At 72.9% G+C, this 23,139-nt stretch carries 18 protein-coding genes; 7 read left to right on the top strand and 11 right to left on the bottom strand.

Annotated elements, in window-relative coordinates:
- The first annotated feature begins 68 nt into the window (after positions 1 to 68).
- From ribH to BSZ37_RS17765, 3 genes are all read left to right on the top strand, one after another.
- On the top strand, positions 69 to 542 hold the full coding sequence (ribH, locus tag BSZ37_RS17775; protein WP_095511842.1) for a 6,7-dimethyl-8-ribityllumazine synthase: 474 nt from the start codon (positions 69 to 71) through the stop codon (positions 540 to 542).
- Between the two features lie 49 nt (positions 543 to 591).
- The gene (gene porZ, locus BSZ37_RS17770) at positions 592 to 2,907 is read left to right on the top strand and encodes a type IX secretion system anionic LPS delivery protein PorZ (protein ID WP_095511841.1); all 2,316 of its coding nucleotides are present in this window, start codon (positions 592 to 594) and stop codon (positions 2,905 to 2,907) included.
- A gap of 133 nt (positions 2,908 to 3,040) precedes the next feature.
- Positions 3,041 to 3,613, top strand: a complete 573-nt coding sequence (locus tag BSZ37_RS17765) for a hypothetical protein (protein ID WP_095511840.1) — start codon at positions 3,041 to 3,043, stop codon at positions 3,611 to 3,613.
- Between the two features lie 119 nt (positions 3,614 to 3,732).
- Here the strand turns inward: BSZ37_RS17765 and BSZ37_RS17760 are convergent, their stop codons facing one another.
- Together BSZ37_RS17760 and BSZ37_RS22570 are read right to left on the bottom strand one after the other, a co-directional pair.
- Positions 3,733 to 5,391, bottom strand: coding sequence for a capsule assembly Wzi family protein (locus BSZ37_RS17760; RefSeq protein WP_095511839.1), 1,659 nt, complete (start codon positions 5,389 to 5,391; stop codon positions 3,733 to 3,735).
- 77 nt (positions 5,392 to 5,468) lie between these two features.
- A complete protein-coding gene (locus BSZ37_RS22570; RefSeq protein ID WP_245838636.1) occupies positions 5,469 to 6,272 on the bottom strand; it encodes a PspC domain-containing protein in 804 nt (267 codons plus the stop codon).
- 180 nt (positions 6,273 to 6,452) lie between these two features.
- Here BSZ37_RS22570 and BSZ37_RS17750 point away from each other — a divergent pair, with 180 nt between their 5' ends.
- From BSZ37_RS17750 to BSZ37_RS17740, 3 genes are all read left to right on the top strand, one after another.
- The gene (locus BSZ37_RS17750) at positions 6,453 to 6,956 is read left to right on the top strand and encodes a low molecular weight protein-tyrosine-phosphatase (RefSeq protein ID WP_095511838.1); all 504 of its coding nucleotides are present in this window, start codon (positions 6,453 to 6,455) and stop codon (positions 6,954 to 6,956) included.
- A 74-nt stretch (positions 6,957 to 7,030) separates the two neighbouring features.
- On the top strand, positions 7,031 to 7,918 hold the full coding sequence (locus BSZ37_RS17745) for a fructosamine kinase family protein (protein ID WP_095511837.1): 888 nt from the start codon (positions 7,031 to 7,033) through the stop codon (positions 7,916 to 7,918).
- An 855-nt stretch (positions 7,919 to 8,773) separates the two neighbouring features.
- On the top strand, positions 8,774 to 9,805 hold the full coding sequence (locus BSZ37_RS17740) for an endonuclease (RefSeq protein WP_095511836.1): 1,032 nt from the start codon (positions 8,774 to 8,776) through the stop codon (positions 9,803 to 9,805).
- A 43-nt stretch (positions 9,806 to 9,848) separates the two neighbouring features.
- Here the strand turns inward: BSZ37_RS17740 and BSZ37_RS17735 are convergent, their stop codons facing one another.
- Positions 9,849 to 10,529, bottom strand: coding sequence for an HAD family hydrolase (locus BSZ37_RS17735; RefSeq protein ID WP_095511835.1), 681 nt, complete (start codon positions 10,527 to 10,529; stop codon positions 9,849 to 9,851).
- 201 nt (positions 10,530 to 10,730) lie between these two features.
- Here BSZ37_RS17735 and BSZ37_RS17730 point away from each other — a divergent pair, with 201 nt between their 5' ends.
- The gene (locus BSZ37_RS17730) at positions 10,731 to 13,799 is read left to right on the top strand and encodes a DNA polymerase I (RefSeq protein ID WP_179299740.1); all 3,069 of its coding nucleotides are present in this window, start codon (positions 10,731 to 10,733) and stop codon (positions 13,797 to 13,799) included.
- A 55-nt stretch (positions 13,800 to 13,854) separates the two neighbouring features.
- On the opposite strand, the gene BSZ37_RS17725 is transcribed toward BSZ37_RS17730, so the two are convergent.
- From BSZ37_RS17725 to BSZ37_RS17695, 8 genes are all read right to left on the bottom strand, one after another.
- Positions 13,855 to 15,051: a sialidase family protein gene (locus tag BSZ37_RS17725; RefSeq protein ID WP_143537716.1), complete on the bottom strand. Its 1,197-nt coding sequence runs from the start codon at positions 15,049 to 15,051 to the stop codon at positions 13,855 to 13,857.
- 11 nt (positions 15,052 to 15,062) lie between these two features.
- Positions 15,063 to 17,387 carry a TonB-dependent receptor gene (locus tag BSZ37_RS17720; protein ID WP_095511832.1) on the bottom strand — a complete coding sequence of 775 codons (2,325 nt, stop codon included), beginning with the start codon at positions 17,385 to 17,387 and terminating at the stop codon, positions 15,063 to 15,065.
- Between the two features lie 171 nt (positions 17,388 to 17,558).
- A complete protein-coding gene (locus BSZ37_RS17715; protein ID WP_095511831.1) occupies positions 17,559 to 17,945 on the bottom strand; it encodes a hypothetical protein in 387 nt (128 codons plus the stop codon).
- A 73-nt stretch (positions 17,946 to 18,018) separates the two neighbouring features.
- Complete coding sequence (locus BSZ37_RS17710) at positions 18,019 to 18,993, bottom strand: sirohydrochlorin chelatase family protein (RefSeq protein WP_143537715.1); 975 nt, start codon at positions 18,991 to 18,993, stop codon at positions 18,019 to 18,021.
- 41 nt (positions 18,994 to 19,034) lie between these two features.
- Complete coding sequence (locus BSZ37_RS17705; RefSeq protein ID WP_095511829.1) at positions 19,035 to 19,745, bottom strand: HmuY family protein; 711 nt, start codon at positions 19,743 to 19,745, stop codon at positions 19,035 to 19,037.
- Between the two features lie 37 nt (positions 19,746 to 19,782).
- The gene (locus tag BSZ37_RS17700) at positions 19,783 to 22,089 is read right to left on the bottom strand and encodes a TonB-dependent receptor (protein WP_179299739.1); all 2,307 of its coding nucleotides are present in this window, start codon (positions 22,087 to 22,089) and stop codon (positions 19,783 to 19,785) included.
- On the bottom strand, positions 22,089 to 22,436 hold the full coding sequence (locus tag BSZ37_RS22200) for a hypothetical protein (protein WP_179299738.1): 348 nt from the start codon (positions 22,434 to 22,436) through the stop codon (positions 22,089 to 22,091). Before BSZ37_RS22200 ends, BSZ37_RS17700 begins: the two co-directional genes overlap by 1 nt.
- A 91-nt stretch (positions 22,437 to 22,527) precedes the next feature.
- Positions 22,528 to 23,115, bottom strand: coding sequence for an ATP-dependent Clp protease proteolytic subunit (locus BSZ37_RS17695; RefSeq protein WP_095511827.1), 588 nt, complete (start codon positions 23,113 to 23,115; stop codon positions 22,528 to 22,530).
- Positions 23,116 to 23,139: the final 24 nt, after the last annotated feature.

The raw sequence follows: 23,139 nt of genomic DNA, 5'->3' as shown, positions 1-23,139 counted from the left end.
AGGGCCCTCCGGGATGGATCGAAGCCGCCGTGAGGGGGCGTTACCTTGCGGGCCGCCTCTCCCGACGCATGCCCACGACCTACGAAGGATCCCTCGTCTCGCCCGACGGCGCGCGCTACGCCGTCGTCGCGAGCCGGTTCAACGAGGCCATCACCCGGCGCCTCCTCGAGGGCGCCCTCGACGCGCTCGGCCGCCACGGCGCCGACCTCGACACCGTCGACGTGGCCTGGTGCCCGGGCGCGTTCGAGATCCCGATCGTCGCCCACGGCCTCGCCAACTCGGGCACCTACGACGCCGTGATCTGCCTCGGCGCCGTCATCCGCGGGGCCACGGCCCACTTCGACTACGTGGCCTCGGGCGTGGCCAGCGGCTGTCAGCAGGCGGCGATGCAGACGGGCGTCCCCGTCCTCTTTGGCGTGCTCACGGTCGACACGATCGAACAGGCGTGGGAGCGGGCCGGCACCAAGGCCGGCAACAAGGGCGCCGAGGCGGCCGCGGCCGCCGTCGAGATGGTCAACCTCACGGCCCAGATCGGCCGCTAGCCCCGCACCGCTCCCGACGACCGCTACGCGAACCCCCCCTCCCGCCCTCATGCGGACCCCGCTCGCGCTGCTCGTCGGCTGCCTCCTCACCGTTTCCGCCTCGGCCCAGTCGACCGTCGGCTGGCAGGCCTACCCCGCCTACACCGAGGTTACGGCCGTTGCCTCCGCCCCGGACGGGCTGTGGGCGGCCAGCGACGCCGGCATCTTCTTCTACGACGTCGAGACGGGCGAACTCCTCACGGAGACGGCCGCTGGCGCGATCGAGGGCGGCTCGGTCGGCGCTCTTGCGTTCGACGAGGCCCGGGGCGTCCTGTGGATCGGGTACGCCGACGGCGTCCTCGAGCGGTACGACCCCGAGGCGCGCGAGGCCCGCCCCTTCCACGAGATCACACGGGCCAACCAGTACCCCGCGCGCGGCGTCCGTCGGATCGTCGTGAGCGGCGACGTGCTCTACGTGGCGACCGACTTCGGCGTCGTCGTGTTCGACGCGGCGGCCGAGCGCGTCCGCAACTCGTACCCGCGGTTCGCCGACCTCGAGGGCGGGACCGGGGCCAACGACGTCTTGGAGGCGCCCCTCCCCGACGGGAGCCCGGGCCTGTGGGTCGCGACCGACGGGGGGCTCGTCCGCGCCCCGCGCGACGCGGGCAACCTCCAGGCGCCGAGCGCGTGGGCTCGCGAGGAGGCCTTCGAGGGGCCGGCCTACAGCCTGGCCCTCTTCGACGGCGCGGTCTACGTGGGCGGCGGCCCGGCCGGCGCGCGCGACCTGTACCGGCGGGCGGCGGGCGGGGCCTACGAGCGCCAGATCTTCGCCGACGATGCCATGACGTCGCTCGCAGTGGGTGGCGAGTTCCTCTACGTCTCGGCTCGCCCGTTCGCCTACGCCACGCGGCCGGGCCAGTCGGCGTCCCGCTACGAGATCGCCGGGGCGTCGGCGCTCTCGGGGGTCGTCATCGGTCCGGACGGGCGGCCCTGGGTGGGGGACCGGGTGAGCGGTCTGTTGCCGCTGCCGCCGTCGCCCGCGCCGGGGAACAACCCCGTGACCGCGGAGCCCGTCGCCCCGCCGGGCCCGCTCTCCACGGGCATCCTCGACCTCGACGTCAGCGACGACGGCGTGGTGTGGGCCGTGACCGACCGGCTCGAGGCGGCGACGTTCGCCTCGGTCAACCGGCTGGAGGACGGCACGTGGACGACCTACCGGACGGGGGACGCCACACTCGACATTGGCCGGACGTCGTGGATTTCGGCGTCGGTCGGCCCGGACGGCACCTTCTACGCGGGCTCGAACGGCGACGGCGTCACCGTCTTCCGCGACGACGACGTCACGACCTACGACGAGACGAACTCGTCGCTCCGCCCCTTCCCGGGCGGGGACCCGAGCTACGTCGTCGTCCGCGACGTGGCGGTCGACGACGATGACGCGGCGTGGGTCCTCAACTTCTCGGAGTTCCCGCTCCACCGGTTCGACGGCGAAAGCTGGCAGGGCTTCCCCTACCCATCGGGCTCCGGGATCCCGCCGACCGCCGAGGCCTTCCGGATCGCCATCGACCGGCTCGGGCAGAAGTGGCTCGCCCTCGGCTCCAACGGCCTCGGCGTGTGGGACACCGGGGCCGACCCGCTCTCGGCGGCCGACGACCGCGCCACCCGGTTCACCGGGAGCTCGACGACGGGGACCGGCCTCCCTGACCCCGACGTCCGCGACGTCGTCGTGACCCCGGACGGGCGGGTTTGGCTCGGCACGGCCCGCGGCATCGCCTCCGTGTTCCGCCCGCTCGACGCGTTCGCCGCCGACCCCAGCCTGGCCGCGCCCCAGTGGCCCCTCACGGCCGATGGCACGAGCTACCTCCTCCGTGATGTCGCCGTCAACGACCTTGAGGTGGACCCGGCGGGGCAGATCTGGGTCGCGACCTCCAGCGGCGCCTACCTCGTCGACGCCGAGGGGACTGGGATCGTCCGGACGGTCAACTCGGACACCAGCCCGCTCCCGAGCGACGGCGTCCTCGCGGTCTCCGTCGATCCGGGGACCGGTCGCGTCTACTTCGTCACGGACGAGGGCCTCTTCAGCGCGCCCGGCGACGCCACACGTGCACGTCCCGGATCTGAGACCCTCACGACCGTCCCCTCGCCGTACCGGCCGTCGTCCGACGCGTCGGGCGTGGTCGTGAGCGGGTTGTCGACGGCGGTGTCGCAGGTCCGCGTGATGACCGTCGCCGGCGACGTGGTGTACGCCGCGGAGGTCCGCGGCGGGTCGTTCCGGTGGGACGGTCGGGACGAAGGCGGCGCGCTGGTCCCGTCTGGCGTGTACGTCGTGGCCGCGGCCGGCTCCGACGGCTCGACGATGTACGGGAAGGTGGCGCTCATCCGCTAGCGGACGGGCGGGTCAGGCGGCCCCCGAGATCGCGTGGCGGGCTAGAGAATTAGCCGCCCACGTCGCCATCGGGCGGAACGGCCAGGAGCAGGGCCGGTCCAAGCGGTCCCTTCTCACCGCTCCCCCCTCTGCTATGGACCGCAACGACATCCTCAACAACTACGTCACCGACATGGCGGCCGTCGAGGGCCACATCCTCAAGGCCGTCGAGCGCCAGCTCGCCTCGGACGACACCGCCCGGTACCCCGACGCCGTCAGCGTCCTCACCTCGCTCAAGTCTGCGCTGTCGCGCCACGTGTCGGCGCTGGAGGCCTACAACGAGCGGACCGAGGACGGCGGTGTCAAGGAGGCCGTCAAGGAGGCCGTGACCGGCGCTCTCGGCGTCGCTGCCGGCTTCTACGACCAGATTCGCCAGACCGACAAGGTCTCGCGCATGGTCCGTGATACGTACACGGCCACGAGCCTCGCCGCCGTCAGCTACCACATGCTGTACACGTCGGCGCTCGCGCTCAAGGCCGACGACCTCGCCGAGCTCGCGATCACCAACCTCAAGGACCTCACGGGCCTCATCGGCCGGCTCTCCGAGGCCGTCTGCACGGTCGTCGCCGCCGAGTTGGCGAACGAGGACAAGTCGCTCGACGCCTCGGTCGGCCAGCAGGCCGTCCGCGCCACTCAGGAGGCCTGGGCCGCGACGGCCGACGTCTAGGCCTGGAGCCTTCCGGACGAGCGGGGCCGTCGCGATCGAGCGGCGGCCCCGCTTCCGTTTCGGCATCCCGTTTCGGTCCGCCTCGGCGCCGAGGCGAGCGGAGCCAGCCCCTGGACCGGCTAGTAGCGGACGCTCTGGAACGGGAGCTCCCACCGGAGCCCGAACGTCACGGCCGCGGCCCGGTCGAGCCCGCGCTCGGCGTCGTCGACGGCCTGGTAGAGTCCGGCGGCTTCGACGACGAGGCGGGGCAGGACCTCGTAGGCGAGGGAGCCCTCGACCAGCCATTCCGTCTGGCGGACGCCGTCGAACGTCGGCGACGCGTTGCTGGCCCGCTCGAAGTACGACACGCGCGGGTCGGCGCCGACGAAGAGGCTGTCGGAGTCGCGCCCACGCCGGGATCGCGCGGCGAGCACCTGGGCCGTCGCCCGGACGGTCGGGCGGTAGCGGAGGAAGAGCGAAAGGTCGTCGGCGTTGGGCCCGACGGGGTGCCCGAGGACGTCGTCGTAGTGGACGTAGGCGCTGAACGTGCTCCGGTGGCCGTAGAGATACGGCCGGAGCCGGGCGTACTCGGCGCGGACCTCGAGGCCCGGCAGCCCGAGGTCGACCACGTGGGCCCCGGCGAGGATGCCCCACTTGTTGACCCACGAGTCCTCGAAGAACCGGTCGGCCACGAACTCGTCGATCAGGACCTGCCCGTAGAGCCGGACGCCGTCGACGGGGCGGACGGCGCCGCCGAGGCCGATGAGGGCGTTGTCGCCGGAGCCGAGCTCGCTCTCGACGGCGCGGTAGAAGATGACGGGGTTGAGGTACCCGATCTCCGGGCCGCGCCGGTTGCCGCGGAGCGTGTCGTCGTGGAACACGACGGCCTCGAAGGCCTCGGCCTCGAACCGGCCGAACTCCACCGAGACCCGGTGGAAGGCCGCGAACTTGGAGGGGAGGACGGTGTCGGCGCCGCGCCCGTCGCGCTCGGGGGTCGTGAACCGGGCGACGGCCATCGTGTAGCGGAGTGGACCGGCCGTGGCCCCGAGGTGGAGGTGGTCGTAGGGCGCGGCGTAGTTCGAGAGGAAGAGCGTCCCGGCGCCCGGGCCCCACTGGTTCCGGTCGCGCGCGAACCGGACGTCGACGAACCGGTCGCGGTAGCCGACGCCGCCCTCGGCCGTGAAGTAGTCGTAGGCGTCGTCGCCGATGTCCTTGACGAACCCATAGCGGGGGGCCGTGTCGCCAGCCTCGTAATAGGCATAGACGGCGGGCCGCCGCTGGTTCTCGGTCGCCCGGGCCTCGAAGTAGAGGCGCCCGAGGCGCCCCGCCGTCCGGAACCCGCGGGTGTTCTGGTAGACCGGCGCCGTCGGGTCTCGCTCGCCGCGATCGGTCCGCTGCGTCGGCCCGATCGACGCGCCGATGATCGGCGCCAGTTCGAGGGCGTAGCCGTCGCCCTCGACGTGGACGGGCGAGACGCCGTCGCCGTAAAACCCGTATGGGGGCGTCCAACCGAACGCCGAGGCCGGCTCCCGCGACCGGTACCGCTCCACGAGCTGGCGGTCGGCGGGGGAGAGGGCCGCGAGGGCAACGGGGTCGGCCGCGATCGAGTCGAGGAGGGCGGTGGCCTCGCCGGCCGGGATCGGGAGGGCGTCGGCCGTGGCCTGCGGGACCGTCCCGAGCGTGGCCTGCCGGCGGATGAGGTCCGAGAGCGGGCTCCCGATCTGGAGCAACCCCTCGCGCTGGGCTAGGGCTGAGCCCGGCAAGAGCAGCAGGGCGAAGAGAAAAAGACGGCGAGCCATGAGACGGGGGGAGACTCGCGGAAGCTACCCCCGCCTCGGCCGGGTGCTGGAGGGGCCCGGTGCCCCGGCCCCGCCGGCTAGTCGTCCGTGATCCGCAGGATCGGGTCGTCGTCGTCCTCCAAGTCCTCCTCGTTCTTCAAGACCGCCGTCAAGATGAGGTAGGGGATGACGGCGGCGAAGTTGGTGAAGATGGCCGCGACGACCCACCCGATCCGGACGACGGTTGGGTCGAGGCCGAAGTAGTTGGCCATGCCGGCGGCGACGCCGGTAATTTTCCGGTTCTTCCGGTCCTTGGCGAGGCGGGTCCGGCCCGCGCGGCGCGCCGTGGCGCGGCGCTCGAACGCCTCGTCGGTCACGCGCCCGGCGGCTCGCCCGGCCGTGCGGAGCGCCTTCTCCGCCTGGCGGAACGCCTTCGACGCCGCCTTGCCAGCCGCGTCGCCCGTCGACGTCTCGCTCCGGGGTGTCCGGCCGACGGTCTTCCGCGCGGCCCGCCGCTGCTGCTGGCGCCGCCGGGCCGCCCGCTTGCGGGCCTTCTTCCGCCGCCGCGCCGCCGGGCTCCACGAGAGGACCCCGAAGCCCGTCAGCATGATGAGGATGGCCGCGAATATCGGGAGCACCTGGACGAGGTTGTACAGGACCGCGCTGCCGAGCGGGAACAGGCCGAGGAGCTGGAGGCTGTAGAGCGCGCCGAGGCCGATGAGGCCGATCCCCGAGGCCGTCTGGAGGTTCCAGAACCCGGCCTCCTTCTCCTCGAGCTCCTCCTCCTCGATCTCCTGCTCGGCCATGAACGCGACGATGTCGTCGTCGGTGACAAGGCCGAACTCATCATCGTAGGCCTCGGTCTCGGACGTACGGCCGCGGCTTCGGGAGCGGGTGGACATGGGGGCCTAAGGGGAACGGGCCAAACTACGTCGCCGCCCCGTCGACTGTTGCGGGAGGGGTCGGGGGGGGGAGGGGCTCAGAAAGTTCCGCGTGACTTCCGCCGTCTCGGCTGGCGGACCGCGCCGGCGAGGGGCACCTTCCCGATCTCCCGATCTCCCGATCTCCCGATCTCCCGATCCATGCCCGACCGCCCCGTCCGCGTCCTCTTCGTCTGCCTCGGCAACATCTGCCGGAGCCCGCTCGCCGAGGGCCTCTTCCAGCAGAAGGTGACCGAGGCGGGCCTGGCCGACCGCCTGATCGTCGACTCGGCCGGGACCGGCGGGTGGCACGTCGGCGCGCCGCCGGACCGGCGGATGAGCGCGACCGCCGCCGAACGGGGGACGGACCTCTCGGCGCTGAAGGCCCGCCAGCTCGAACGGGCCGACCTCGACGAGTACGACCACGTGTTCGTCATGGACAAGTCGAACCTCCACGACACCCTCGCGCTCGACCCCGACGGAGACCACGGCACGCGCGTCCGCCTCTTCCGCGAGTTCGACCCCGAGCCCGGCGACTTCCAGGTGCCCGACCCCTACTACGGCGGCCCCGAGGGCTTCGACCGCGTCTACGACATCGTCGACCGGACGACCGACGCCATCCTCGACAGGCTCCGCAGCGTCTACGGGTGGGACGACGAGGGCTGAACGCCGGCCGCCCCGCTCCGCCTCGGACATCCGACGGGCCGTGTGCGTTGAGGACGTGACCCCACCGCGCGCTCATGGCTCTCGAACTCCCCGACCTCGTCCGCACCTCCGTCGAATCCGCCGCCGGCGACGTGAGGCTGGTTCAGCCGGTGGGTGGGGGCGACGTCTCGCACGCCGCGCGCGTCGAGACGAGCGACGGCGCCGTCTTCGTCAAGTGGGCCGAGGGCGAGGCGGGGCAGACGTACGCAGCCGAGGCTGAGGGGCTGGCGGCGCTCGCCGAGGCGGCCGGGCCCGACCTCGTGGTGCCGACGCCACTCACCACACGCGCCCCGGACGGTGACGGCCCCGGCGTCCTCGTGCTCCCGTGGATCGAGGGCGGGCACCCGACCGTACTCGCCTGGAGGCGGTTCGGAGCGGCGCTCGCTGCGCTCCACCGCTCCGATGCGCCGGGTGTCGGCTACGGGTGGGACGCGGACAACTGGATCGGGAGCAAGCCGCAGCGGAACGGCTGGCGGACGTCGTGGCCGACGTTCTTCGGCGAGCACCGGCTCCGGGCGCAGGCCGAGACGGTCCGCCAGCGCGGCGCGTGGGACGCGGCGTGGGACGGTCTGCTCGACGGTCTCATCCGTCGGCTCCCGGAGTTGATCCCGGAGCGGCCCCCGCGGTCGCTCCTCCACGGCGACCTCTGGGGCGGCAACGCCGTCCCCACCGCCGACGGCCGGTTCGCCCTCATCGACCCCGCCGTGTCCGTCGGTCACCGCGAGGCGGACCTCGCCATGACCGAGCTCTTCGGCGGGTTCGACGGCTCGTTCTACGAGGCCTACCGCGAGGCGTGGCCCCTCGAGCCGGGGTACGGGGTGCGGTGCGAGGTCTACAACCTGTTCCACCTCACGAACCACCTCACGCACGGGGCCGGCTACCGAGCGCCCGTCGAGCGGACGCTCCGCCGGTTCGGCGCGTAGCGCGACAGGTGGTCGGGCCCAGTCGCCGCGCGGCTTCGGGCTCGCCGACGAGCCCGAGGCCGTCGCGGGCGCGGTCGTCGGAAGCCGGTCTCCGCGCTGGCGCAGTCTTCGAGGCGGGCGCGATCTACGCTCTGGGTCTCGGGTGCGGCGGGCGGTCCAGGCGCGGCGGAGTTGGGAGGCACCGGAGTGGGACGAGACCGGCCAGAGTGTGGCGGAGCTCGCGGTGCGCCCTCCGGGGCTGACCGGCCTCGACGAGGTCTTCGAAAGAGTCGGCCGCCGCGCGGACGCGGGCGGCGGTTCGGGAGCGGCCCTCGACCTTGAGCGCGTCGGCGAAGGCGCGTACTCGGAATGGGAGGGGAGCACCACGATCCGTGTCAAACGTGGGCATAGCCGGTGGGGAAGGACGCCTCTCAATGATAGAAAACACCCCAGGCCCGGCAACGACGGCACTCGAAAGGGCCTGGCCGATGGCCTGAGCGCTCACCCACGCTGGCGCCGCCCCAGCCCTCGATCTCGGGCGCGTTGGAGCAGGGGGGCGGCCTCGGAAGGACGGCCGCTCCCGCCCCAACAAGTCGTCCTGGAAGCCCCAGGGGCGCCTTTCGGTGAAGGTGACCGCCGACTCCAGGCGTTGCGAGCCCGCGAGTCCCTCCGCCTCGGGGAGCTGTCGGACACGCTCCTCTCCCCCCCGGATTGTGTCCCTGGACTGAGCGCAGGCCACACCACATAACGGTTTGCGGTAGGGCCTCTGCCTCGACGCCGAGGCGGGCTGGGTGAGGAAATCCCGCGCGATCTCGACGCGGCCACACGATCCGCCTGGCCCGGTCCGATGTTGAAGGGGACCCGACCCCACCACCCGTGCGCCTCCTCACCGTCGCTCTCTTCGCGGGGCTCCTCGCCACTGCCGCCCCCGCCCAGACCTCGGTCTTCCCGGACTTCACCGGCGAGCAACTCCTCGACTCGCTCCGCGCGACCTACACGCCGTTCCGGACGCTCGGCTACAATCTCGCCCGCGACCAGCTCTACCAGTACGAGCAGGACGCCGACGGCGAGCTCTGCGGCGTCTACACCGGCTACTGCGTCGAGCTCACGCCCGGCGCCGACCCGTCGACGGACGCCTTCGACAAGGGGATCAACGCCGAGCACACGTGGCCCCAGTCGTTCGGCGCCGCCGACGAGCCGGCTCGCTCGGACCTCCACAACCTGTTCCCGGCCAAGGAGGACGTGAACTCCGCCCGTGGCAACAAGCCGTTCGGCGAGATCCCCGACGCCCAGACGACGACGTGGTATCGCGGCGCGGCGTCGCAGTCGGCGATCCCCACCGCCGACCTCGACGAGTGGAGTGAGGACCGATCGGGCCTGTTCGAGCCCCGAGAGGACCACAAGGGGAACGCGGCTCGCGCCGTGTTCTACTTCTACACGATCTACCCGAACGCCATCACGTCGTCCGGCGACGCCTTCTTCGACGGGATGCTCCAGGACCTCCTGAGCTGGAACGACATGGACCCAGCCGACGACGAGGAGCGCGCGCGGAGCGCCTGGATCGAGACGCGTCAGCGCTCGGAGAACCCGTTCGTCCTCGACGGGACGCTCGCGCGGCGGGCCTTCGCGCCCGAGACGGTCGCCGCCGAGGACGGACCGGAAGGTGGTCTCGCCGTCGCGCTCTACCCGAACCCCAGCGTCGGCCGCGTGACGATCGAGGCGGACGGAGCGCGCGAGCTGCGGGCCGAGGTCGTCGACCTGCTCGGGCGCCGCGTCCGCGTCGTGCGCGCCGCGCCCGGCGCGGATCGGTTGGCGCTCGACCTCGGCGACGTGCCGGCCGGCGTGTACGTCGTCCGCGTCGTGGCCGGCGGCGCGACGGCGACGCGGCGCGTGACGGTGGTCCGGTAGCGAGTCCGCCCGCCTCGGCGCCGAGGCGGGCGGGGCCGGCGCCTCAGGCCGCGGCCGGGAGCGCGTCGAGCGAGAACGCCTCCAGCGAGTCGAGCACGACGTCGGCCTCGCGGAGCTGGCGGGCGTCGAACCGGCCCGTGGCCACGGCGACCACGAGAGCGCCGGCGGCGCGGGCGCACGCGATGTCGCGCGGCGTGTCGCCGATGATGACGAGCTCCGACGTTGGGACCTCGCGGCCGTAGCGCTCCGACGCGCGCTGCGCGGCGACGGCCGGGAGCGCGTTCCGGTCGTGGTGGTCGCTGCCGAAGGCGCCGAACGGGAGCTCGGCCTCGCCCAGCCCGATCCGCTCGACCTTGGCGTAGGCCAGCGGCTCGAGGTTGCCCGTGAGCATCCCCACCTCGGCGTCGTCGTCGGCCAACTGGCGGACGAGGTCGACGGCGCCCGGGAGCGCCTCGACGGTGGCAGCGGGGAGGTTCTGCTCCATCTCCCGCTGGTACAGCTCGCCGAACCGGTCGGCCTGGTCCGCCGAGACGTCGAGCCCGCAGCGGCGGCCGGCCTCCAGGACCTCGCGGAAGATCTGGCGGTCCGTCTTGCCCGAGAACGTGATGTCGGAAAAGTCGAACGTCTCGCCGGCGAGGGCCGCGAGCGCCGCGTTCACGGACTGCCGGCCGACGCCGTTCGATTGGAGCAGCGTGCCGTCGATGTCGAAGAGGAGGACGGGCATGGGGGCGAGGGGAAGAGGTCCTCGGAAATACGCAGGCGGGGCAGCGGGGGGCAGGGGAGGCTCCTGAGAAGCGGGGGTTTCATGGAAAGAGAACCCGCCGGCCCGGTCGTGCCGTCGCACCCTTCGGAACCCGCCGCGCTGACAAACCCCCGTCACGTCCCCGGCGTTAGCCTCTTCCGACCGACCCCGACGCCCCCGACGATGGCCGACCAGCCCTCCCTCTTCGACGCCGCCGACCCCGCCCCCGAGGCCGAGGTCGTCGTCTCGCTTCCCGACGACCTCGACGACGACGCGCTCGACCACCTCGGCGACGACTCCGCCCGCGAGACGCTCTTCCTCGCCGACGCGATGGCCCTCGCCTACCGGGCCTTCTTCTCGATGAAGAACGCGACGCTCAACTCGCCCGACGGTACCGACACGCGGACGCTCTACGGCTTCACCAGCGCGCTCCTCAAGCTCCTCGAGGACCACCAGCCCGAGCACATCGCCGTCGTGTTCGACAAGCTCGGGGGCAAGCCCACCTTCCGCGACCAGCTCTACGACGACTACAAGGCCCACCGGCCGCCCATGCCGCCGGAGATCAAGTCGAACATCCCGCTCATCAAGCGGCTCGTGGAGGCGTTCGACATCCCCGTCCTCGAGGTCGAGGGCGTCGAGGCCGACGATGTGATCGGGACGCTCGCCAAGCGGGCCGAGGACGAGGGCGTCGACGCCGTCATCTTCTCGGCGGACAAGGACTTCCGCCAGTTGCTTTCGGATCGCATTTCGATGCTCCGGCCGCCCTACATGGGCGAGACGTTCGACCGCGAGACGCCGGAGACCTTCCGCGAGAAGTACGGCGGGCTCGAGCCCCCGATGTTCATCGACATCCTCGCGCTCATGGGCGACGCGTCGGACAACGTGCCGGGCGTGCCGGGCATCGGCGAGAAGACGGCCATCAAGCTCCTCGACCAGTACGGCTCGGTCGAGGCGCTCATCGAGCACGCCGACGACCTCAAGGGCAAGCGCGCCCGCGAGGGCATGACGGACCACGCCGACGACGCCCGCCTCTCGAAGAAGCTCGTCACGATCCGCTGCGACGTCCCGCTCGACCTCGACTGGCACACGCTCCGCCGGACCGACCCCGACCTCGACGAGGTCGAGGCGCTCTTCAACGAGGTCGGCTTCGGAGCGCGGCTCCGCAACCGCGTCCGCGACTACGCCGCCGGCCGCCAGCGAAAGCGGGCCGACGGCCAGCCCGGCCGCGCGTTCACGACGCTCCCCGAGGACGACCCGTCCCTCTCGTTCGACTTCGGCCCGTACACGCCGGTCACGGCGATGGACGAGGACGCCGTCGAGTACACGACGGTCTACGAGAAGGACGACCTCGACGCCGCCGTGGAGGTGGTCGACGGCGCCGAGCGGCTGTCGTTCGACACGGAGACGACCTCGACCGACCCGATGCACGCCCGTCTCGTCGGCGTGTCGCTGGCGAAGCAGGAGAGGCGCGCCGTCTACCTCCCGACGCCGCTCCCCGACGGGACGCCCGAGGCGGACGCCCTCGACGCCATCCGCGCCGCGCTCGAGAACCCCGACCTCCCGAAGGTCGGGCACAACGTGAAGTATGACCTCGAAGTCCTGGCCCGACACGGCGTGACGGTCCGCGGCCCGCTCTTCGACACGATGGTGGCCCACTACCTCCTCAACCCGGAGGCGAGCCACAAGATGGACGACGTCGCCAGCTTCCACCTCAACTACCGGCCGCAGCCGATCACCGACCTCATCGGGACCGGCAAAAACGCGATCACGATGGACCAGGTACCGGTCGAGGACGTTGGCCCGTACGCCTGCGAGGACGCCGACGTGACGCTCCGCCTCGTCCCTGTGCTCACCGAGGCGCTCCGGGAGGTCGACGGCGGGAAGGGCCGGCTGCTCCAGATCGCGGAGGAGATCGAGTTCCCGCTCGTCCCCGTCCTCGCGGCCATGGAGATGGCCGGCGTCAAGGTCGACGAAAAGGTGTTGGCCGAGATCCGCGAGGGGCTGGAGGCGCAGATGGCGGACCTCGAGACGCAGATCTATGAGCAGGCCGGGCGCGAGTTCACGATCGGATCGCCCAAGCAGATCGGCGAGGTCCTGTTCAACGACCCGCCGACGGACGAGGACCACCAGGCCTACCAGACCTGGCTCCAGGACATGAGGGACTACGAGGCGGGCGAGACGCCGGAGGGCGAGAAGCCGAAGACCAAGAAGCAGCTGTCGGAAGAAGCGCCGACGTTCGGGCTCGGCCTCCAGCCGCTCGGCAAGACGCGGACGGGCCAGCCGAAGACCGACGAGCGCGTCCTGAGCGAGCTCGCCCAGGAGCACGTCCTCCCGGCCCTCATCCTCGACTGGCGGCAGGTCTCCAAACTCAAGAGCACCTACGTCGACAAGCTCCCGGAGCTGATCCACCCCGACACGGGCCGCGTCCACACCGACTACAACCAGACGGTCGCCGCGACGGGCCGGCTGTCGTCGACGAACCCGAACCTCCAGAACATCCCGATCCGGACGGACCTGGGGAAGGAGATCCGCAAGGCGTTCGTGGCGGAGCCCGGCCACGTCCTGATGGCGGCCGACTACGCGCAGATCGAGCTCCGCATCATCGCCCACATGTCGGGCGACCCGGACCTGATACAGGCGTTCGCCGAGGAGAAGGACATCCACACGGCGACGGCCGCGCGCGTGTTCGACGTGGACTACGACGACGTCACGCGCGGCCAGCGCGACCGCGTCAAGCAGGTCAACTACGGCATCCCGTACGGCATCTCGGCCTTCGGCCTTGCCAACCGGCTCCGGATCGGCAACAAGGAGGCGCAGGCGCTCATCGACCAGTACCGCCAGTCGTACCCGCGCGTCATCCAGTTCCTAGACGGGCTGATGGAGGAGGCCCGCGACCGCGGCTACGTCGAGACGCTGCTGGGCCGGCGCCGCTACGTCCCGCAGATCACGTCCCGCAACCCGAACGACCGGGCCTACGCCGAGCGGATCGCGGTGAACATGCCGATCCAGGGTACGCAGGCCGACATGATCAAAATCGCCATGATCGCCATCCACCAGGGGCTGGCCGACGTGTCTGAGGGCGCCCGGATGATCCTCCAGGTCCATGACGAGCTCGTGTTCGAGGTGCCCGAGGGCGACGTCGACGCGGTCTCCCAGTTCGTGTCGGAGCAGATGAAGGCCGCGCTCCCGCTCGGCGACGTGCCCATCGTGGTCGAGGTCGGCGTGGCCGACAACTGGCTCGACGCGCACTGACCCGACGCCGCCCGCCTCGGTCGCTCCATGAGGGCACCGAGGCGGGCGGGCGCGGTCAGGAGCCGGACGCGACCCGGGCGCCGCCCTCGGTCGCCCAGGCGAGCCGCCAGCCGTCGGCGGTGCCGGTGAGGGCGGGCGCCGCGCCGGCCACGCGGACCGTGTCGGGGGCGCCGGGGCGGTGGACGAACACGTCGGTCGAGCGGGGATCCTCCCAGGCGAGCCACAGCCGGCCCCGGCCGTCGCGCGCGGCGGCGACCTGGCCGAGCGGCGCGTTCGTCAGGAGCGGCTCGGGCGCGCCGAACGTCGCGCCGCCGTCGGTCGAGGTCGCGCGCCACGTGCCGGAGCGCCCGTCGGCGCCCGTCGGCCAGGCGACCGTCACGGCGCCGTCGGCGGCAACGGCCAGGGCGCCGCCGGCGTGGGGGCACGCCTCGATGGCCCAGCCGTCCTCGTGCACGCGCGTCGGCTCGGACCACGTCGCGCCGCCGTCGGTCGAGCGGGCCAGGGCGAGGTCGCGCTCCGTCCCCGGGAAGACGTGGCGCCACGCGGCGTAGAGCACGCCGTCGTCGGCGACGGCGAGGGCCGTCCGGCAGCACTCGCACGTCCCCTTGGCGACGACGACGGGAGCGGAGAACGTCCGCCCGCCGTCGGTGGATCGGGCCACGGCGAGGTCCGTACCCGGCTCGTCCGGCGCGCCGTGGTGGCCGTGCGCTCCGCGGGCTTCGTCCGCCTCGGCGGCGTGCTCGATCCGGTAGCGGTCCTTCGCCGTCCCGTCGAGCCAGCTCACATAGACCGCGCCGTCGGGGCCCACGGCGAGGTCGTGGAACGTGTGGCCGGTCGGGAAGCCGGGGTCGGGGTGGACCGCCACGGGCGCGGCCCACGTCCGGCCGCCGTCGACGGACCGGGCCAGCTTGAGATCGGACGCGGGGAAGCGGCGCCCCTCGACGGCCCGTTCTTCGACGAAGGCGACGTAGAGCGTGCCGTCGGGGCCAGGGGCGAGGCGCGGACCGGCCTGGCCGTGCGCCGAGATCTGCCCGCGAGCCACCTCGACGGAGACCTCGGCTCCGTCCGGAAGAACGACGAGGCGGCGGGCGTCGCCGTCACCCTCGACCCAGGCGACGGCGTTGGCCGTGACCACGGGCGCCGCCGCGCCCTCGATCACGCCGGAGGGCGCGTCGGACGGGGAGGCGGACGAATCGGGCGGGCCGCACGCGCCGAGGGTGACCGCGAGCGCGAGGAGGAGGGAGCGGGTCATCGGGAGGCGGGTCATCGTCCAAAGTGGTAGCCGAGACCGACCGTGACGGAGCGCGGGAGGCCGGGCGTGTACTGCTTCCGCCCGAACGAGACCGCGGCCGTCGTCGCGTAGAGCGCGTCGGTGGCGTTGAGGAGGTTCGCCCACAGCTCGAGCCCGCCGAGGCGGTCGCCCGCGTACTGCGCGCGGAGGTTGAGGACCGTGTGCCCGTCGTAGCGCGCGGTGTTCTGCGGGTCCATCCAGTACGGCCCGACGCGCTGGACCTCGGCCGCGAGGCGGAGCCCGCGGAGGGCGGGCGGCCGCACGGCCACCTCGGCGTTGACGACGTGCTCGGGCGCGAGCTCCATCCGGTTCCCGTCGTAGCGGAGCTCGCGGCCCTCGCGCTCGTCGACGAGGAAGTCGAGGTACGTATGCTGCGCAGCCGTGCCTGAGAGCCGGACGGTGACGGCCGACGCCGGCTGGATGGCGAGCGCGAGTTCGACGCCCTCGTGCCGCGTCGCGCCCGCGTTCTGGTCCTGGCTCGACCCGTCGGGTTGGCGGACGGAGACGATCTCGTCCTGGCCCGTCATCCGGTACACCGACGCGTCCGCGGCGAGTCGACCGCCCAAGGCCTGAACGAATCCGCCGATCTCGTACGAGTCGAACGTCGCCGGGCGGAGCGTCGGGACCTGGACGCCCCGGTACAGCTCGCCGGCCTCGGGCGGGAGGAAGCCCTGGCTGGCGTTCGCGTAGAGCCCCGTCTGCGGCGTGACCGCGTAGACGGCGCCGACGCGCGGCGTGACGCGCGAGAACGTGTCCGAGCGGTCGGCCGCGCCGGAGAACGAGCCGGATGGGAGGTGGTTGTCGAGGTCGTACCCCACGCGGTCGACGCGGACGCCCGCGACCAGCTTGAGGCGCTCGACCGGCTCGACCTCGCCCTGCGCGAACGCCGCGAGGTTCGTGAGCGTGACGTCGTAGTCGGTGAGGAGCGAGTCGGTGGCGGTGAAGCCCGTGAACACGCCGGTCGCCGGGTCGCGCCGGACGTCGATGTAGTTCGCCACGTAGCCGGCCGGCGTGAGGTCCACGATCCCGCCGACGAGGAGCCGGGCGCGCGAGAACACCGCCTCGTGCTGGGCGAGCAGGCCGACGCTCTGGAACGCGTTGTCGTTGACCTCGCCGGAGGCGCGGGTCGGGTCGGCCGCGTTCAGGCGGAGTCGGTAGTGCGGCGTCTGGCCGACGCGGTTGGCGCGGCCGAAGAGCGTCGCCGTCGTCCGCTGTCTGGCGCTCCAGACGCGGTCGGCGCGGAGCGAGGCGCGGCCGGCGCGGACCTCCCGGTTGGTGAACGTCTGCTGGCTCGTCACGCCGTTCCCGAAAAAGTTGGTGCTGTCGAGCGAGCCGTCGGTGTCGGTCGTGAGCGAGTGGAGCGAGGCCGTCGCTGAGAGCTGCCAGTCGCCGAGGGCGCGGTCGGCACGGAGTGACAGCGAGGCCTTCTCGTAGTCCGAGTGCTCGCGGAAGCCGCCGCGCTGGCCGGCGACGTAGCCGCCGGCGTAGAGGCCGGTCCCGCCGGCCGTCCCCGACACCTCGAGGTCGGCCCGGCCGTAGCCCGCGCCGCCGCCCCGGAGGGCGACCTCGCCGAGCGGCGCCACGCTGGGCGCCGGCGTCGAGACGTTGACGGCGCCGCCGATGGCGCCGGCCCCGTAGAGCGACGAGCCCGGCCCGCGGACGATCTCGATCTGGTCCGCCGCGGCCATGTTGACCTCGATGAGCGCGTTGTGGTTGAACAGCCCGGCCGGCCGGATCGGCACGCCGTCCTCGAGGTAGACGTAGAACGGCTTGTACGAGATCGGCTGGCGGATCGACATGGCGTGCTGCTCGTTGCCGAGGTCAGCCATGTAGACGCCGGGCGCGCGGTTGAGCGCGTCGGCGAGGAGGTTGGGCCGCGTCGCCTGGAGGTCGGCGGCCGTGATGGCGGAGAGGGCGACGGGCGCCTCGGCCCGGGCCCGGGCCGTCCGGCTGCCCGTCACCACGACGGGCTGGAGGTCCGAAGTCGACGGCGCGAGGCGGACCGTCAGGTCGCCCCCTGCGTGGGCGGCGACGCGCTCGGTGCGGTAGCCGATGAACGAGACCGTGAGCGTGGCCTCGGGGCGGGGGAGGACGAACCGGAACCGGCCGGTCTCGTCGGTCGAGGTCCCGAGCGTGCTGCCGTCCACGAGGACGGTGACGCCGGGGAGGGCCGCCTCGGTCTCCGCGTCGAGGACGCGGCCGGAGACGGCGGTGGAGGACACCTGGGCCGCGGCGGGCGGCCCGAGGAGGAGCGCCAGCGCGACGAGCACGGCGCCCCAATGGGGAGTGCGAGACATGAGAATGAGAGTCGGGAACGGGGACGAGAGGCCACCGGTCGGCGGCCAAACCACGTCGCCCACCCGGACTCCCCTCCACGCGGATCGCGTCCGCGCACCCCGCGTCGGCACGGCTTGGCAGGCGTGCGCGACGCGGCGCGGAGGTCCGGTCAGGGAGCGGGCGGGCGGTCTCTACCCGACCCTCGGCGGACGGAACACGCCCTCCAGGGCGCCTCCGTCGGGCACCCGCTCGTCGCCCACCGTGGGCGTCGTCGCCTTCCGCCAGCGGTCCGGGGGGACCGTGGCCTCGGGCGCGAGGAGCGCGATCACGGTGGGCATCGTGAGGATCGCCTCCGTCCCTCCCTCGTCCCCGTGGTGGCTATGCTCCTCCATCTGGCGCTTGAGCACGCACATCCCGTTGCACTCGCGCTCCGGGTGGTTCCGGTTCTCGCAGAGGTGCTCCGAGATCCACTCCTGGCGCACCTCGAACAGGCCGCGCACCAACAGCGCGCCCTGCGTGCTCACGAGCAGCGCGAGCACGAGCACGAGGCGGGCGGCGATGGACGAGGTTCGAGCCATGGGGCGGCCCCGCCCGACGTCGGGCGGGGAGGACGTCAACGTACGGCGCGGACGGATCCGCACCGCGCGGGTTTCAGGGCGTGGGGGACGCCCAGCCCGCGCGGGCGACGAGCGCGCGGTACTCCCGGTCCACCCAGTCCGTCACGGCGGCGTGCGGGAGGATGCCGGCCTCCGATGCCGTGTAGTCGAGCCCCTCGAGCACGTCGCGGTACGGCCCGAAGCCCGACAGCCGGAACGGGACGACGAGCACGCGCCGGCCCGCCTCGGTCTCGGCCTCGACGTACCCGCGGATCGCCCGCTCGGCCGCTGCGCGCGGCTCCGGCCAGTCCTCCCGGAGCGTCTCGACGCGGACCGCGTGGTAGCCGTCGGCGCGGAGGTCGCCCGTGAGGCGCTCCATCGCCGCGATCCACCGCGCGTTCTCGACGTCGTCGCCGGTGCCGTGGGCGAGGACGAGGACCGACTCCTCTGAGGGCGACTGGCTGATCGCCTCTGCCCGTGCGGCCAGGATCAGAGCGACCTCGTCGGCCTTCATGAGCCCGTCGAGCGAGAGGGCGAGGTCGAGGCCGTGGGCGACGGGCTCCGGCGTCGCCGACGCGGCCCCGTGCCCGGCGGCGTGCCCGCTTCCATGCCCGGCCTGAGCGTGCCCACGGGTGGCCCCGTGTCCGCTCCCGGCCCCGCGGCCGGCCGGCGCCCCGTGCGCGCCGTGGAGGACGAACTGGGCGGGCGGGTCGTCCCGGAGCCCGAGGAAGTACTCGGTCTGGTGGAGGAACGAGCGTCCGTCGAGGAACAGTCGGACGATGGCCACGCGCTCGGCGCCTTGGTCCGCGAGCTCCCCGAGGCCGGCACCGAGCGAGGCCGGGTCGGCCATTCCGAAGGCGAGGGCGACGGGGTAGAGCTCGCGGAGCGGGGCGAGCGCGTCCTCGACCGAGGCGTTCCAGGCGGGGTCACCGCCGTGGGCCATCACGAGGAGGCCGGGCGTGTCGGCGGACTGGGCCATCGCGCTCGGCATCAGGAGCGCGAGGAGGGCGACGAGGAGAGGGCGGGACATCATGAAAACGGGGGAGGGGCGGTGTCGGGGGCCTGCGAGCGCTACTCGGCGGCCGTCGTCAGGAAGTCGCGCGAGCCGTCGGGCTGGACGACGTACTCGAACGTGTAGTAGCGGCTCGGGGCCGAGGGGTCCGGCGGGGTCGGGTTGCCCCGGTAGTAGCTCAGGATCCGGACCTTGGCGTAGTCGCCGTCGCCCGTCGTGAGGGCGATCGTCCGGCCCGGGATCGGCGCGATCAGGTTGTTCGCGGGGTTGTAGTTGTACCAGCCGTTGTCGCCGCCCGTGCAGATGGCATACGGCGCGCCGGGGAACGTCCCACCGGGCGTCTCGACGGCCGGGCAGTTGGGGTTCTCGCCGTCGGCGAAATAGCCGGTGGCGGGCGCCTCGGTCACGTCGGCGAAGGCCTCGGTGAGGAGCTGGGCCGAGCCCTCGCCCGGGCCGCTCGTGCCGCCGTTGACGATGATCGTCGTCCCGCGGAAGCCGAGGTCCCAGGCCGTCGAGGTCGAGTCGGCCGCGCGGACGGCCGGGTCGGTCTCGGACGACGACAGGACGACCTCGCCCGCGTCGAGGTCGTAGAGCGTGAACAGGTCGTTGGCGATCGGGGCGCCCGTCACGGGGTCGCGGCCCGTGGTCGGGTCGGCCTCGACGTCGGCGGCGACCTGGGCCTTGAGGTCGACGACCTCGTCGGCCTCGGTCGCGTCGCAGGCAGAGAGGGCGAGGGCGCCCGCGAGGGCGAAGAGGGGGAGGCGGGTCATGAGGCGGCGTGGGGTGAGCACGCGGTGGAAGTGGGGGTTACAGCGAGAGGCCGAGCGACGCGAAGAGCGTGCGGCCCGGCAGGGACGGCACGAGCGTCGAGCGCGTGACGTCGAGGAGGTTCTCCGCGCCGGCCTGGGCCTGGAGGCGGCCGGCGGGCGTCGCCCACGATTTCGTGAGCGTGAGGTCGAGGACGGCGTAGCCGGGGACGAACTCGTCGTCGCGGTTGGCGAGGCCGTTGCCGTCGAGGTCGCGGTAGCCGTAGCGGCTCCGCCAGCGTCCCCGCAGCGACGCCGAGGCGGACCCCCTCGTGAGCGTCGCGCGGAGCATGGCGGCGTGCGGCGACCGGCCGAACAGGCCCCCGTAGTCGCCGACGGTGAGGCGCGTGTCGCGCCCGTCGAGGTCGCGCCCGAAGACGGTCCCCGTCTCCAGCGCCTCGACGAGGTCGCGGTCGCGGGCCTGCAGGAACTGGTAGCTGCCCACGACCTCGACGCCCCCCAGCGGCCGGGCCGTGACTTGGGCGTCGAGCCCGCGCGTGTAGACCCGGTCGAGGTTGAAGTAGCCGAAGACAGACTGCCCGTTCGTCTTCTGCGCGACGGGCTGGGTCTCGATGAGGTCCGAGACCTCGTTCCAGAACGCGCCGGCCTCGACCCTGAGGGCCGGCGTGAGGTCGACCGCGGCGCCGACGTTGAAGGCGACGGAGCTCTCGGCCTCGATGGCGCCGAGCGCGGCCGGGTCGAGGAAGACCTGCGCGAGCTGGCCCTGTTCGTCGAGGGCTCGGAGTCCTTCTTCGAGGCGGGTAGACCCGAACACGCTGTAGCCGGCGGCGGCGTTCGTGAACGAGAGGTAGAGCTGCCGGAAGGCCGGCGCCTTGAACCCGCTCCCGACGCTCGCCCGCAGGCGCAGGGCGTCGCTCGGGCGGGCCAGCACCGACAGCTTCGGCGTGAGCCGGGCCGCGTAGTCGGAGTGCGCGTCGAACCGGGCGCTCGCATTCACCTCGAGGAGCCGCGACAGGGCCCACTCGTGCTGGGCGAAGGCGTAGACCTGCTGCGCGCTCGGCGCCGCCCCGGCCGCGTCCTCGCCGTAGCGGTCGCCTGCGAGTCGCTCGTCGATGGCGCCGGCCCCGACGACGGTCAGGTGCCGCGCGCTCCAGAGCGCGTCGAGCTGCGCCTCGGCCTTCGAATAGCGCTGGTCGAAGTCGTCCGAGTAAAAGAGTCTGCCGTCGGACTGCCGGCGGTAGCGGGTCTCAGTCGCGTAGCGGGCCCCGTAGAGCGTCGTCGTGAGGCGGAACCGCTCCCCGAGGGGGAGCGCGAGCTCGGGGTGGACGCTCCAGTCGAGGCGGCTGGCCGTGTCGTCGTAGCGAACCTCGGCGCCATCCTCGAGGCCTGCGAACGCGCCGGACTGGTCCTGCGCGGCGAGGCGCGCACCGAGGCTCAGCCGAGCGGCGCCGAGGTTGGCGCGGGCGCGGAGGTCGGCCGTCCAGTCGGTGAAGGCCGGGACGGTCGGGCCAAAGGCGTCGGGCGTGAGGTCGTACCCGGCGGAGCCGAACCGGTTGACGAACGTGCGGGCGGCCCAGCCATCGCGCCCCAGAGCCGCCTCGGCCGTCGCGTCGGTCTGCCCGTACGAGCCGGCGCGGAGGCGGAGCGCGCCCGCTTCGGTCCCCGGCGCCGGCAGCGCCGTCACGAGGTTGACCACGCCCGCGAGCGCCTCGCTCCCGTAGAGCGACGACGACGGCCCCGCGACGACCTCGACCCGCTCGACGCCCGCGACCGTCAGCCGGTCCACGTCGAGCGTCCCGGCCGTCCGCCCGATGACGGGCTCGCCGTCGAGCAGGACGAGGGTGTAGTCGGACGAGAAGCCCTGGACTTGGACGCCGCCGCCGTGGTCGTCGAAGAGCTGGAGGCCGGGGACCGTCTCCAGCACGTCGCCGAGGCGGACGGCGCCCTGCCGGCGGATCGTCTCGGCGTCGACGACCGTCGTCGGGACGGCGACGTCTTCGAGCGCCTTCGCCGTCCGCGTGGCCGTCACGACGACGCGGTCGGTTCGGATCTCGCGGGGGGCGAGCGCGACGTCGAGGCGGAGCGTGTCGCCGGGGGCGACTGCCACGGTCTGTTCGACCGGCTGGTACCCGACGGCCGTGATGCGGAGCGCGGCCTCCCCCGCCTCGGGGAGCGTGAGGAGGAAGGCGCCGTCTGCACCGGCGGCCGAGCCGCGCTCGGACGCCCGAATCGCTGCGCCGACGACGGGGGCGCCCGTATCGGTGTCCGTGACGCGCCCGCGGACGACCTGCCCCGCAGCGGCGGGCACCGACACGGCGAGGAGCGCTGTGAGGAGGGCGATCCGCATCACGCGGTGGGGCGAGGGGCGAGCGCGTTGAGGAGGAGGGCATCCAGGTCTAGGACGGCTACGGCCGCGTCGAGGAGGCCCGCCAGGTCTTCGGCGTCGTCGCCGACGAGGCGGAAGACCGCCGACTCCCGCGTGGTCTCCGTACGGAGGGCCCACCCCCAACGTGCGTCCTTTTCGGCGTGGACGGCGGCTAGCGCGCGCCGCATCTGACGGAGCTGCGCCGACGAGAGCGTCACGCCGACGCCGTCGAACTGGAGGTCGAGGTCGCCACAGCATGGGCACCGCGCCACGACGCCCCGGTCAGATTGGGCGAGGCGAAGGTCGGAGAGGGGGGGCGGTGTGGGCATAGAGCCTTATCTGGACTGGGTCCAAACTTAGATCTAGTCCAGATAGGCTGCCGGCCTGACCTCCCGCCTCCACGCGTTCTCCGATTTCCCCCTACGCCATCTCGGAGGCCGATTCGACGATCCGCCCGACGAGGCCGTACTCGACGGCGGCCTCGGCATCGAGCCAGAAGTTGCGCCGCGTGTCCTCGCGGATCCGCTCGACCGGCTGGCCGGTCTGCCGCGCGAAAATCTGGGTCAGCCGCTCGCGCATCCGGAGGATCTGGTCGGCCTCGATCTCGATGTCGCTCCCCACGCCGCGGACGCCGCCCGACGGCTCGTGCAGTAGGAACCGCGTGTTCGGCAGGCAGAACCGGCCTTCGCGCGGGACGGCCACGTAGATCAGGGCGCCCGCGCTCGCCACCCAGCCCGTGCCGAGCATCCGCACGCGCGGCGTCACGAACCGGACGAAGTCGTGGATCGTGTCGCCCGACTCGACGTGCCCGCCGGGCGAGTTGACGACGATGGTGACGTCGTCGGCGGAGGCCGCCGACAGCGCCGTGAGCCGCGCGATGACGGACCCGGCGAGATCCTGGTCGATCCCGCCGCTGATGACGACGGTCCGTGCGTCGAACAGGGCGTCGTCGACGCGGCGGGAGAGGGGAGTGGGGAGGACGAGCGGCTCGTCGCGGTCGTCAGGCATGGGATCCGGGGAGGGCGTGCCCCA

Origin of the sequence: Rubrivirga marina, assembly GCF_002283365.1 — a bacterium.
Lineage (GTDB): Bacteria > Bacteroidota > Rhodothermia > Rhodothermales > Rubricoccaceae > Rubrivirga > Rubrivirga marina.
Note: the sequence above shows the minus strand (reverse complement) of the source record. Positions and strands in the feature narration are given on the sequence as shown.